The organism is Escherichia albertii NBRC 107761 = DSM 17582 (assembly GCF_000759775.1).
Classification (GTDB): domain Bacteria; phylum Pseudomonadota; class Gammaproteobacteria; order Enterobacterales; family Enterobacteriaceae; genus Escherichia; species Escherichia albertii.
This window is the reverse complement of the sequence record NZ_BBMY01000024.1, coordinates 30153-43552: the sequence shown is the minus strand read 5'-3', so window position 1 is coordinate 43552 and position 13400 is coordinate 30153. Positions and strand designations below refer to the sequence as shown.

10 protein-coding genes and 1 pseudogene are annotated in these 13400 nt (G+C 49.0%); 7 read left to right on the top strand and 4 right to left on the bottom strand.

Annotation, left to right across the window (positions count from 1 at the left end; translation table 11 throughout):
- Positions 1-199 precede the first annotated feature (199 nt).
- Positions 200-361, top strand: a complete 162-nt coding sequence (locus EA14781_RS24730) for a hypothetical protein (RefSeq protein ID WP_001444909.1) — start codon at positions 200-202, stop codon at positions 359-361.
- A 194-nt stretch (positions 362-555) separates the two neighbouring features.
- Here the strand turns inward: EA14781_RS24730 and EA14781_RS22820 are convergent, their stop codons facing one another.
- The 4 genes from EA14781_RS22820 to EA14781_RS06840 all read right to left on the bottom strand — a co-directional run bounded on the left by EA14781_RS22820 (position 556) and on the right by EA14781_RS06840 (position 7009).
- Entirely contained in the window at positions 556-981 is a 426-nt protein-coding gene (locus tag EA14781_RS22820; protein WP_223277104.1) for a hypothetical protein, read from the bottom strand.
- A 221-nt stretch (positions 982-1202) separates the two neighbouring features.
- Complete coding sequence (locus EA14781_RS06850) at positions 1203-1997, bottom strand: BRO-N domain-containing protein (RefSeq protein WP_223277103.1); 795 nt, start codon at positions 1995-1997, stop codon at positions 1203-1205.
- 312 nt (positions 1998-2309) lie between these two features.
- Positions 2310-4883, bottom strand: coding sequence for a DEAD/DEAH box helicase (locus tag EA14781_RS06845; protein WP_000673262.1), 2574 nt, complete (start codon positions 4881-4883; stop codon positions 2310-2312).
- Positions 4880-7009, bottom strand: a complete 2130-nt coding sequence (locus tag EA14781_RS06840; protein ID WP_000088944.1) for a site-specific DNA-methyltransferase — start codon at positions 7007-7009, stop codon at positions 4880-4882. Before EA14781_RS06840 ends, EA14781_RS06845 begins: the two co-directional genes overlap by 4 nt.
- A gap of 311 nt (positions 7010-7320) precedes the next feature.
- On the opposite strand from EA14781_RS06840, the gene EA14781_RS06835 reads away from it, so the two are divergent.
- From EA14781_RS06835 to EA14781_RS24720, 6 genes and pseudogenes are all read left to right on the top strand, one after another.
- Positions 7321-8193 carry a GTPase family protein gene (locus EA14781_RS06835; RefSeq protein WP_001069657.1) on the top strand — a complete coding sequence of 291 codons (873 nt, stop codon included), beginning with the start codon at positions 7321-7323 and terminating at the stop codon, positions 8191-8193.
- 217 nt (positions 8194-8410) lie between these two features.
- Positions 8411-10807 (top strand): dynamin family protein, encoded by a 2397-nt coding sequence (locus EA14781_RS06830; protein ID WP_000544705.1) that lies wholly within the window; start codon positions 8411-8413, stop codon positions 10805-10807.
- On the top strand, positions 10804-11709 hold the full coding sequence (locus tag EA14781_RS06825) for a diguanylate cyclase regulator RdcB family protein (RefSeq protein ID WP_000203518.1): 906 nt from the start codon (positions 10804-10806) through the stop codon (positions 11707-11709). Before EA14781_RS06830 ends, EA14781_RS06825 begins: the two co-directional genes overlap by 4 nt.
- On the top strand, positions 11706-12776 hold the full coding sequence (locus tag EA14781_RS06820; RefSeq protein WP_000102654.1) for a patatin-like phospholipase family protein: 1071 nt from the start codon (positions 11706-11708) through the stop codon (positions 12774-12776). Before EA14781_RS06825 ends, EA14781_RS06820 begins: the two co-directional genes overlap by 4 nt.
- 148 nt (positions 12777-12924) lie before the next feature.
- Positions 12925-13047, top strand: a pseudogene (locus EA14781_RS25645) (DNA polymerase III subunit gamma/tau); the annotation flags it as partial.
- A gap of 119 nt (positions 13048-13166) precedes the next feature.
- A complete protein-coding gene (locus EA14781_RS24720; protein WP_000088743.1) occupies positions 13167-13340 on the top strand; it encodes a DUF905 family protein in 174 nt (57 codons plus the stop codon).
- The last annotated feature ends 60 nt before the right edge of the window (positions 13341-13400 follow it).

The following is a 13400-nucleotide window of genomic DNA, read 5'->3' as shown; positions in this document are numbered from 1 at the left end:
GCTGATTCTGACAAGAGCGAATTTAGTAGAATTAAAACTTCTTCGGATTCTGATGGGACAATATGGACTGGGATAAGAAAGCTTATTTCATTCTTTAAAAAATAGATCTATAGTGTATCGTTCTGGCGAACTCATACTGACGCGTTTTCGGGCGTCCATAGGTGAAACATACGATCTGACGATGGGGTGTTGCACAGGAGTGAGCGCCGGGCAGGTACCGGAGGTTGGCTCTGAAGTGCTGAGTCGGGTGAGCGCGTCAGGTCGCGCAGTACTGACGCGGGTATTGGTGGCAGGTGATGAAGTACCGCCTGGGAATGACTCCGGGCTGATTCAGGTTCTGATTCTCTGTCAGCCTGCGTGAGGTTGCTGGCCTGGCTGATTTCCTGTCGTCAGGCGTTCAATTCCCGACTTCAGGTTACAGCCCTGTGCGTAAACACCTGACGATAGGTATTACTCACCCGGAGAAGGTAAATTCCTCAGGAGACGGCAACTCAACCAGTCGCGCTTTCGGAAGCGCCAAGAGGTGCGACTGGTTTCTGTACGAAGCTCCCGCAACTAATTTTTGAATATTTTAACCAGCCCGTAAATGACTGCTGCACTAATCGCAACAGGCGCTGCTGCAGTAATCACAGCGCCAGCAGCCATTCCACCACCAACAGTGGAACCAATCGCTGCCATACCTGATGAAACCGCTGCAGCGCCAACTGTACCGGATGCACCGGCAACGGATGCCAAAGCAGCTCCTGTTGTTCCTGCTGTTGCTGACATAATTGTTGCAGCTGATGCACCTGCAACGGTTGATGCTGTTGAGGCTGCAGTACCGGCAGTTGCCAGAGCGCCTGCAGTTCCGGCTATAGTTGATGGTTTGGCCATCCTGATTTTCCTTCTGCAAATAGAGCAAGTACAGTAAAATGATTTGTTGAATAATTTTACGACGATTTCTTTGCCCTGGTAAATATCCTTTAATAACGTTGCTGACATTTTATCTGAGTTGGTTGGGTAAACTCAGTAGTTGTTGCAAAATGGCACCTGAATCGATCACAGTTTGTCCGGAATACGCATCTGACCAAACTCGACACTAAAATTTACGAAAAGGGAACGTAACTTCGGTTGTAGCTCTGGATAGGCCTTCTCTTTGCGGAAAAGCCTATGTCACGTCAGCGTTCAATAATATAACCAGCAGATAACATGCCCCTAACTCTTTAATTTTGTGTTATTTTTCCACTTTCAGTCATGATGGCTATCGCCTCGTCGATAGTCTGTATAGTAAAGAGTGAATTCTCTCTACAATTCTTGCGAATCACTTTCCTGCTTTTTTGAACTGAAATATTTTCGCACCAGGCTAATGTCTCGGTGAAATGTTTTTCCTCCATTCTCATATCCAAGAAAACAAGTCGTTCATCAAGGGATTTCATATCTTCAGTTATAGTGGAAGGACCTGATTCTAACAGTTCCAAGCGGCTTTCAACGTCGGCAACCTTACCTTTAACCTGTGAGACATCTTCTGCCAATTTTTCGTGTTTATGGATTGCGTCAGCAAGTGCTCGCGAATTTTGTGCAAGTATTTCAGCCATTTGAGCTAAAACTGATCCTTTAGCCTCTGGCGGAGGTGGGTATACTCCATGTTTAGTCAATGATGGTATGACTTCATGAAATAGCCATTTTTGAAAGCGCTTACCAGCAGCACTTCGGTCACTTGACATGACTCGATACAAACCAGGCTGGGTGACGAAGATCTCTTTTTGACCTTCAAAAACACTGTGTTCAGCATCAGTCGTGATATACTCGTCAGGATCAAGAACCTGTAATTGTGCTCTGATTATTCCCGCCATTGATTTTACTGTGTAATCAGCATTTATTTCTCTATTTTCTTTATTCAGTGTCACTAAAACGTCTCGCAATGAGATATATAAAATATCACCAAGCATCAACGTTCTTAAATCACTTTCTCCGGTCTCACCTTGATAACATATTTTGGTCAGGTTACTGTTCATCATTCCTCACATCACATATTTTGTGACATATAATAGGTCAGTATATTTTACAAAAAACGTCGGGTGAAGTTGCAAAAGTTACTATATTGACACATCCTATCATTAATTGTACGAAAGAGGGGATTCCGCAATTCCAAGTTGAAGAAACAATAAAACTCTTTAGTTAACAAGCTGCTAAACTGCTTTAAGTTATAGTGGCTGTGGTCACCAAATAGACTTGTAAGTATTGGACCTTCTTACAGAGAAGCTCCAATACTCAGAGTTAGATTGTCTCAACCAATTTGAAATGCAGTTTCGTTACGCAATTTCTATAGATTACAGGTAGTCATTAGCAAGTCCGCTACTAAATAACGTTTCTGCATTTTCAGCGTTAGCAACAGCATCCTGTACATCCTGCCGTTTCAAATCTAACACTCGTAATTTCCCCTTTACTTCGGCGACAGATTCAATTCGCCTGTAAGCATCAGAATGCTGTTCAGCATATAAAGCAATTCCTTTCAGTTTGGGCAAAGCATCAGCCAAATGTAGGCCATGAGGATCTACAAGATCCACAACCATTTTACCATCCTGTTCGGCAAAGAACAGGAAATCGGGACGAACAATTTTGTACTGTTCGGCTTCAACATAGGCGATTCCCAGTGACGATTGCCCTGTGTACTGTGGATTACGATACCAGAAAGCAAATCCTTCACGTTTGGTTTCGATCTCAAAAACCTTGGTTTCCCAATGGTTAAACTGAGCCGGATAGTTTCCACTTTTGTCGCACAACAAATGGTGTTTCCAGACTGGAAGGTCAGTTTCCTTCTCACCTTCACGCACTCTGGTCATTTCAAACTTGTTCTCCGGCCTGACCAGATTCACATCCTGCGGTTCGATACTCATTTCAACGATTTGACGGTAAGCCTCTTTACGCTCATCTTTCAACGACTTGATCTGCGGTGTGTACTCGATCAGCCACGCCTTCGCCAGTTTATCGGCCTCAGCATCGAAGTAATCCTGCACCTCCATCACCAGACCCATGCCAGCAACGGTCACTCGAGCTTCCATGATTGCTTCCAGATATTCTTCTACATCCTCTTCTCGATCAGCAACCTTATCGGCCAGATATTCAACATAGGTACGTGAAACATCCGGGCTGAAGATTCGGGCTGCACGCCGGTAGGCGTTATCAATCACCGCTACGTCCGCCTCTTCCCAGAATTCGTTGAAGGTCATAGCTTTGTTCTTCAGGCTGGCAACCACTGCCTTACCATCCACAATGAGTACTGCATTGCGCTTGTTTTGGATTTTTTCAGCATTTTCTGTCTGGAACTTGTCCAGAGCAGCGTGCAAAGCAGCATGGGCTTTCCTGACTGCCCCATCAAGGATACCATCATCGACCAGTTCCTGTGCCAGCGCGGTCAGACGTCTGGCGGGTCTGGCTCCTTTCTGTGGCCGGGTTTGCGAAGGTAGCGCTTCAAATACTTCCCATACGGTAACTGAAGCCGCCGGGTTAGGTTTCATCTCCACAGGGTTAACAAGGATGCGTCCGCTCGGAGGAGAGGTATCATCTCCCTTAAACAAGGTATTGACGACATCTCTCACAGTATTAGTATTAAACTTGGGCAGTAGGCATTCTACTGAGTTTAAGCGCTCATTACCCGGAATACGCCTTGCCAGTGGAGTTCGTACCATACGTCCCAGCAATTGAGTAATATGTGTTCTGTCGCTGGCAGCGCGGAAGGAAACCATCACTTCGGCACGCGGGCAATCCCAGCCAGTACTGATGGCATCTTTAGCAATCAGTACGCGCACCCAAGTTGATTCCTGCACCCGCTGCGGTTCAATATAAGGCACTTGGTATTGGCCGAAACGTTGTGTGGTATGTTCACCGAAGACATGAGCAACACTGTCAATGGGCAATTCAGGATAACGAGAGAATAGCGTATCCAGCCAACTACCCACCTCGTTCGGGTCAGGCGTATTAGGTACTTGGAATACCATTAGCGGCACAACTTTGCACACGGTTTCCTGCTGTCTTGCGTACTCTGCCCAAGCATCGGTCGCTTCCCTGAGTTTGTCGGCAGCACGTCGTACCCACACTGTATCGAAGTCACCAGCTTCATTAGGCACACCCAGAATGATATCGTCCTTGATAAGTCCCGATTCCTGCACTTTAGCCGAGTCAACAACCACATTCGGCAGTTTTACATGATTGCCCGTATTCGCAATTGCTTGGTCGAAACGTTCAACTGTGGCGGAAATCCCCCACACAACTGGAATACCCTTCACTCCAGCTGAACCATTGATAAGGCGTTGCACAATAGTACTCTTAGCAGCTTCACTGGAAGCCGTTGACGAACCCATACCTCGGTGCGCTTCGTCCAGTACCAGATAGAGAGTCAGATCAGGGTCTTCGATGGTGTTCTGGATGGTATCCCACAGTGTATAAGCCTGTGCATCAGGGGCTGCTTCGAAAAGCCCGCCTTTATCATCGAACCCGCGCACCAGCAGGCTTTTTTTGCCAAACTTCTGCGTGTTAAGGAAATAGATTTTTCCAGCCTGAAATTTGCGTCGACTGAAAGGATGTTCAACCACTACCATATCGTTGTAGTTGATACGGTCACTGGCTTCCATCAAGCGAAAACGAGTTTGTTCGTTTAGTGCAGGGTCGTCACTGAACCAAATCACCACCGCGCCGGGATCTGCATCGAAATTAAATTCGTCGTCGCCATGAAACAATGCTTCAAATACGGCAGCAGCCATAACGGTCTTACCCGCACCAGTCACAGCCGTCAAAGAGAAAGCACTCTTATCGTTCTCATTATGCCAGTAACGGCGAGCTTTCCGGAGATTTACCAGCGAATCACGCACAGCATCGCGCTGGTAGTCTTTGAGAGTGAATTTCATTCAGTTAATTCCCCACAGGTGAAGCTGAAATTAGTCAGGTATGATTCGTACAAACGTACTGACTCAACACCTTTTGGCAGACGCCTAGTGACAGCCTGGAAGTGGCGGTCATCGTCAGTGACGATGAAGGCCACCCGTAATTCACTGGCATGGCTAATGGCTTCAATAAAAGGTGTAGCCTGATCCACTGCCGACAGCAGGCCATAAGTATCAGCCACAGCCCATCCTTCAACTGGCAGTCTGTCAATACGTTTACCACGTGCACCTGCGCGTAGCCACAGCAACGCAGCAATGCGGGCATAGGCTAGATTATGGCTAATCGCCTTCTCTGCTTCGTAGGTCAGTGTGAAAAACTCGGCGTTTTCCTCGAAGCCTTCAGACACAGAGAACTCATCGGTAAACTTGTAGTCGCCTTTAATCGGTTCACCTTCAGGAGTCTTACCTGTGATAGCTGCCTGCACACGTGGTTTGGTGATATAGTCGCAGATCCCCCATTTCTCCCATTCTGGATCTCCTGGACGTAAGCCTTGCTCTCTAAGCTTTTTCTGCTCATCGGCACTAACTTCATTGTTGGTAATGCTGATGCATTGACGACGTCCACCGTCCTGACGGTTCAAGCGCATTACTGCGTGGGCTGTTGTTCCGGAGCCACTAAAAAAATCGACTACGACTGCGTTTTCTTTTTTTGAAAGCACAAATCTAAGACAATCCTCAACCGCATAAAGAGATTTCGGGTACGGAAAGCGTCGTCCTGGAATCATTCGCTTCAAAAGCCCGGCACCATGTTCACTTGCGCTATGAGAAACCATATTCCAAAGAGTTCCAGGGCTCCTTGTCCCGACTGAATCCGCGAACTCTAACTCAAGAGCCCCCTCACTATCACGACCAGTGGCAATAATCTCACCGCTCTTGATCTTTTGTCGAATACCTGACTGAAGGTAATAAACTGAACGCAACCCAGTCTTTTTATTTCGCGGGCCAAACTTTGCATGTCCAATGCTCAAATACTCTCTAAACGAGCTTGGGCTTAAACGCCACATCAGTTCTTGGCCATTTCCATCGATAGGAAAAATTGCTACAGTCCCCTCAGGAACAGGCACATCACTAGGTTTCATATCTAACGGAGGGGGTTCGCCTGTCGAATGGTAATCACCCGTTTCCTTATCTATGAAGATTGGGAAAAACATTGAGGGAATTCGAGACCTTCGACTTCCTTCCCCATTTCGCATCAATCCAGCCCAACGTACATTCCGTCCATTCTCACTTACTTCTCTAAGCATGTCAGTGCGCCAAGGAACGACCTTAGCGTCACCAAAGAAAACATAATAAATGTATTCGTCGACTCGACTAAATCTGCCTGTCCGTGCAGAACCTTTAGGATTGATCACGCTACTTATCATTTGGATTGTTGCTTCTGGGAACATTTGCTCCAGCAATAACCCAAGTCGTAGAAATTCTTTTTCGTCGATTGTCACGATCAATACCGAGTCTGCAGGGTTAAGTAATAGCTTGGCGACCTCCAAGCGCCGTTCCATCATAGCAAGCCACTTGCTGTGCCGGTAAAGATCGTCACCTTCAACGTAATCGTTGTTATATTTCCAGTCTTTTGCTCCTGAGTTATATGGAGGGTCAATGTATATCACATCAACTTTACCTCGATGGGTATAGGTCAATGCTTTGAGAACATGGTAGTTTTCACCATTGATGACCGAGTGGAAAGGCTTATCACCACCGCGTTGTACCTTTCCTGTGCTCACCAACCCCGGCCATATTGGATCACGAAATTCAGCTATAACTACTAGGTTACTTAACTCCATAGTCTGCACATCGACATTAGCTGCGCCCAGCAATTCAAGATCTGCTGTATTATTCGCCTTGTGGATTGCTTTAACCTGCCACAACCGTTGATCACCTTTCTTAGTGGACCCACGCTTTGGCAGAACGCGAACCTTGTCTCCCTTGCGAATAGGCCGCAATGGTAACTCTACAACTTCAGGGCTATGTCGTTCGAAATTAAGCCCAAAGGGAAGACGTGATGACAGGATCTTTATTTCTCGATCAAGATCCGCGCCCAGTTGCGGGTCTTTGGCCTTCGCTTTAGCTATTAAATCAGTCAGTCTGGACATATATTCCTTATTTCTTATCAATTCTGAGCATTGCAGGTTCTGAACGTTTTTCTTTGAGGCGAGCTCAATGTATTGATTTTTTAGTCGGAATCAGAACGCTGAAAAATTGGCAATAATACTAACATTAATCAACGATGTCAGCGATCCTCCAACCGGAAACTGTAGGTTATTATTTGCATGTCCATAGCTCGGTTTCTGCTATCTCATGGCATCAGACAATCAAAATAATTTCAGACAGATATTATCGTTGTGAGTCCCCCGCCTCCTTTCCGGTACGCGGGGTTTTGTCTTTTTTCACCGGGAATACATGTATGAATCCGTCTGATGCCATTGAGGCAATTGAAAAACCGCTCTCCTCCCTGCCTTACTCGCTTTCCCGTCACATCCTGGAACATCTGCGTAAACTCACCGGCCACGAACCCGTGATTGGCATTATGGGTAAAAGCGGAGCCGGTAAATCCTCACTCTGTAATGCACTGTTTCAGGGGGAGGTCACCCCGGTCAGTGATGTTTACGCCGGCACCCGGGAAGTGCAGCGCTTCCGTCTGAGTGGCCATGGTCACAGCATGGTTATCACTGACCTGCCCGGGGTGGGCGAGAGCCGGGACAGGGATGCAGAGTATGAAGCCCTGTACCGTGACATTCTGCCTGAACTGGACCTGGTGCTGTGGCTGATTAAAGCCGATGACCGTGCCCTGTCTGTGGATGAGTATTTCTGGCGACACATCCTGCACCGGGGACATCAGCAGGTGCTGTTTGTGGTGACGCAGGCCGACAAAACGGAGCCCTGCCATGAATGGGATATGGCCGGCATTCAGCCTTCTCCCGCACAGGCACAGAATATTCGCGAAAAAAAGGAGGCGGTATTCCGTCTGTTCCGGCCCGTTCATCCGGTTGTTGCCGTATCAGCCCGCACTGGCTGGGAGCTGGATACGCTGGTCAGTGCGCTCATGACAGCGCTTCCCGACCATGCCGCCAGTCCCCTGATGACCCGCCTGCAGGACGAGCTGCGCACGGAATCTGTCCGGGGGCAGGCCCGTGAACAGTTTACCGGTGCGGTGGACCGGATATTTGACACGGCGGAGAGCGTCTGTGTTGCCTCTGTGGCTCGTACGGTTCTGCGTGTCGTCCGTGACTCGGTGGTCTCTGTTGCCCGCGCTGTATGGAACTGGATTTTCTTCTGAACCCGGTGGTGATGCATCAGACTCTTGTTACAGATTTTTAACCCCATGAAAACACAATGCAAACACAGCCATACCCGGGTTGTCCCCTTGCGTTGTGTTTTTCAAGTTAATAGAATGCATCGATCGTTGCTATTATATCGATCGCTATAAACGATCGTTTGTGGTAAATGACCTCCTCCGTGGTTGTCATGAAAATGCGTCTCAGGAAGGTTAAATAATGCACGAAAAGAACATCGCCCTGCTTTGTGATGAAGCCGACCGACTTTTGCAACTGAACATTAATCTGCTCCGGCAAATGGTTGATGAACCGGATGTGTTATCTGACAGTAAGAACGAAAACAGACTGCTTTTTGATAAACAGAAAGCACTGAAAAGAATTGAGGAGCTGGAGGGCGAACAAATCAAAACCGCCCGCAGGGAGATGGTGCTGGCTGTTGTCGGCACGATGAAAGCAGGTAAATCAACCACCATCAACGCCATTGTGGGGCAGGAAATTCTGCCTAACCGTAACCGCCCCATGACCTCTGTACCGACGCTCATCCGCCACGTTCCCGGAAAAACTGAGCCGGTCCTCCATCTGGAACATATTCAGCCCGTCCGCAATTTATTAAGCACACTGCAACAAAAACTCGACACCCCGGCAGGACAGCAAGTCGCACAGACCCTGCAGCAAACCGGGGATACCTGCGAACTGCTGGATATTCTGGCAAATGATGGCTGGCTCAAAAATGAATACCACGGGGAGGAGGAAATCTTTACCGGACTGGCATCGTTAAACGATCTGGTTCGCCTTGCTGCGGCAATGGGGAGTGAGTTTCCTTTTGATGAATACGCAGAAGTGCAGAAACTGCCGGTGATCGACGTGGAATTCAGCCATCTGGTGGGGATGGATGCATGCCAGGGAACACTCACACTGCTGGATACCCCCGGCCCTAATGAGGCCGGACAACCGCAGATGGAAGTGATGATGCGGGATCAACTGCAGAAAGCCTCTGCGGTGCTGGCGGTGATGGATTACACCCAGATGAACTCAAAAGCGGATGAAGACGTCCGTAAAGAGCTTAATGCCATTGCTGACGTATCAGCCGGCCGCCTGTTTGTGCTGGTCAATAAATTTGATGAGAAAGACCGCAATGGCGATGGGGCAGATGCCGTACGCCAGAAAGTTCCGGCAATGCTGAACAGTGATGTGCTGCCCGCCTCCCGCGTTTATCCAGGCTCATCACGTCAGGCGTACCTGGCTAACCGTGCGCTTCATGAGTTACGGAAAAACGGAACCCTTCCTGTTGATGAAGCCTGGGTCGATGATTTTGTCAGGGAAGCCTTCGGTCGCATGAAAAAAGAATACGTCTGTAAAGACAGTGAAATGGCAACCGAAGGGGCGACAGACCTGTGGGAAGGTTCACTTATCGATCAACTGATAACGGAAGTCATACAGAGCTCCCATTCCAGAGCGGCGGCACTGGCGGTTGATTCTGCCGCCGCAAAACTGATGCAGAATGCGGAAAATGTCAGCGAATATCTGTCATTACGCCATCAGGGGCTACAGCAAAGCATTCAGTCACTGCAGTCGCATATCACCAGCCTGCTTGCGGATATCCGGGAAATCGCGGACTGTCAGGAGCAGGTGACCGCTGATGTCAGAATGGCCATGGAGGAGATCGATGCCAGAACCCGGGAATTACTCACGGGGGTCTGCACCTCACTGGAAGAGGAGCTGAATCACTATTTCAGAACCGGTAAACTCAAAGAACAGCAAATGCTGGAGGAAGAAGACGCAGAACAACGAAGGTCCCGGTCCGGATTATGGGGAATGATTTCTCAATGGTCCGGTATCAACTACCCGGGCCGGGAGGATTACAGGAAACGAGACTTTGACCCGGAAAACCCCGAGATAACACTAAATAATCGCAGGGAAGCAATTGAATATATAGAGAAAATTGAGTCAACTGTGACCACCCTGCACCGTGAGGCTGAAGCACAGTTCCGGCCTGAGCTGGAGAAAATCGTCAGGGGTATCGAAACAGGTTTTCGTGGTACGGCCCTGTATGCGACAGAAAATATTGCCGGACGCATCAATTCCCGCCTGGAGGATGAAGGTTTCACTGTAAAAATCAGTTTTCCGGCAGTCAGCCAGTTACAGACCCGGCTCGCGGTAAAAACAAATCTGAGCGCGCTTATGGAGGAAAGAACGGAGACAGTAACCCGTCGCTGTCGACAGGATGGTGTCTGGGGTACGCTTTGTCGATGGGCAAACACCAGTGACTGGGGCTGGAAAGAGTACAGTGTGGATGTGAGCCGCAGCGTGATCAATATCAACAAGGTCAGAGAGGAAGTGATGTCACTGACCCGGGCATATTTCGGGGAGCTGCAGGCATCCATTGAGCAGGATATTAACCAGCCCGTCCGCCAGGAAATCGATGCCTTTTTCTGTACATTCAGGGAGAAAGTTGAACAGCTGCGTAACACGCTGATTCAGAGCTCTGAAGATCATAAACGCGATCAGCAGGCGCAGGAACGGCTTACCGGGCGACTTCAGGCATTAAATGAAAGGGTTCCTGAGCTCATTACTGACAGTAAGGCGCTGAGGGAAGAGCTGGAGACAATGCTGTGACTTCACCATTTATTCAACAAATTGCTGATAACCGGGTATGTCAGGTACTCACCTGTCTTCCTGAAAAATTTGTGGTTGATTTCGCAAACGGTATCGATGTTGCACAGGAGCATATCCGCACGGCCGGAGAGCGCACGTTCTTCCGGCGGTTAAAAGAGGGGCTGAGCGGCGAAGGTGCTGCACGGCAGAATGCCATCAATGCTTCGCTTGCACAGGGCGTTGAGGCGTCCCTGCGCTGGCTGACGGAGCTGACAACGTCGCTTGCCACCACAAACTACGCGATTACCCGGGTAAACGACAGGGTCAGTTCACTGGTCAGTGATACTGCCAGGCTGGCGCATTATTCCGCAGATACGCGGGAGCAGTTACTCACCCTGGCCGATCAGGTTCACCATAAACTGAATCATCTTGAAGAAAAACTCCACCGTGTTGACCAGGTTCAGCGGGCGCAGTTACATCTTGAGCAGATATTCTCATGGTGGAGCGCCGGGCGATATGCGTCATTTTCCCCTGCCGGACGTTGTTATGTGGCACTTGAAGAGCTTCGCTGGGGCGCGTTTGGTGATGTGATTCGTCAGGGCGAAACAGGCCAGGTTAACCAGCTACTGGATATTCTCAGACATAAAGCATTAACGCAGATGGCACAGGAGAGTGGCGGTAGTGCAACCGTGCGTCTGAACACTCTGGACTGGCTTGGTGGTCAGGACCGGGAGCAGGCAGATAACGAGTGGCATGACGCGATTAACTGGCTGGGGGACTGGTGCAGTGAAGAGCAGCATCCGGTGATCTGGTCAACCACGCAGGCTGCAGAACACTTACCGGTTCGCATGCCCCGTCTCTGCTCTGCAGAGCGCCTCTCTGAAAGTATGGTCGATGAAATATTTCAGAAGGGGGCAGCATGAGTACAGAAATGAAAACGGGGCTGGTGCTGTCCGGCGGCGGGGCGGTGGGTGCTTATCAGGCGGGAGTGGTTAAGGCACTGGCAGAGTGTGGTACACAGATCAGCATGGTTTCAGGGGCCAGCATTGGCGCATTCAATGGTGCCATTATCGCGGCCTCTCCCAATCTGTCAGAAGCTGCCGTACGCCTGGAGGCGCTCTGGGATCATCTTGGGAATAATCAGGTACTGTCGGTAAACAGATCGGTTTACTTTTCATTGCTGAAAAAATTGCTCCAGGCAATGAACCTCTGCCAGATCCCCGGACGTGCAGGAGCACTGCTTACGACGCTTCTTCGCCATATATCGATAATCAACGGCTTCGACAATCCGATGACTCAGCCGTTGTTGTCAGATGAGCCCCTGACAGCGCTGATGGATCATTATCTTGATACTGATGCTCTGGCAGACGGGCTACCGCTGTATGTGTCGCTGTACCCCACAGAAGGGGGCATGCAGGATATTATTGACTGCATTCGTGCTGAACTGGGTGTCGGAACCACGAAAAACGCCGTTTTTCAGCATATCCAGAGTCTGCCCCGCGGACAGCAGAAAGAGGCTCTGCTTGCGTCAGCCGCGCTGCCCCTGTTGTTCCGTCCCCGTGAAGTTCAGGGGACAATGTTCGGTGATGGTGGTATGGGAGGATGGCGAAATATGCAGGGAAATACCCCTGTAACGCCTCTGGTCGATGCCGGATGCAATATGGTGATTGTGTCGCATCTGAGTGACGGTTCTTTATGGGATCGCCGGGCTTTTCCGGACACCACAATCCTTGAGATCCGTCCCCGTAAAAGGCTGAAACATACAGATGATGGTGGCAACAGCGGCGGTCTGCTCAGTTTCGCGTCGGCACATACCGACGCCTGGCGTCAGCAGGGCTACGAGGACACGATGCTGACGATGGAGCATATCCGGAAACCGCTGGCAGCACGTCAGGTACTGTCCCGGTCAGAAACGGTGTTGCAGAAAAGTCTGGAGATAACGGAAGAGGCAGATTTGGCACTGAGAAACGCGATGACCCGACTGAAATAAATACGCTCCGGAGAAACGCCACCGCCTGTGGTGGTATTTTTCCTGGCTGGTGTTATTGAAAATATTTTCAGATATATGTTATCCGGGTGAGATTTAATATTGACGCATTTATTAATGCCATAAGGAGTTATCATGAAATTCATCGTAAAAAACGTATAAAGTCGTTGGTTACTATTACAACATCGACCCTGGTTACCTGATTTGGTTTGGTGAAACTGGCGTTCACGAATTCGCGTACCTGGTCAGGGACTACGTAAACAAAACAAATTAAAGGCGTAAGTTATGCGGTTCATCTTCGCGTTATTAATTTATTGATATCAAAAGTAAATATAGTTCTGCCATGATGACAGGGACTTATATTTTCGGGGAACTAAATACAGGTCAGGTTGTATGTCACGTTTATTGCCCGAAGTCCCTTTCTCACGCGAGCAGGCTGTTGTCATCACAACAGCTTACCACAATGTGTTTATCGACGATGACCAGGGAACTCATTTCCGTCGGGTTATCCGCAACGCAGAGACTGACGCCGGAAGGTTAGCCAGTGACGGTCTTCTCAGACAATAAACCTCATTAATTTCGTCCATCAGGCCACGTCTTCTCCGGGAGACGTGGCTTTTTCATTTA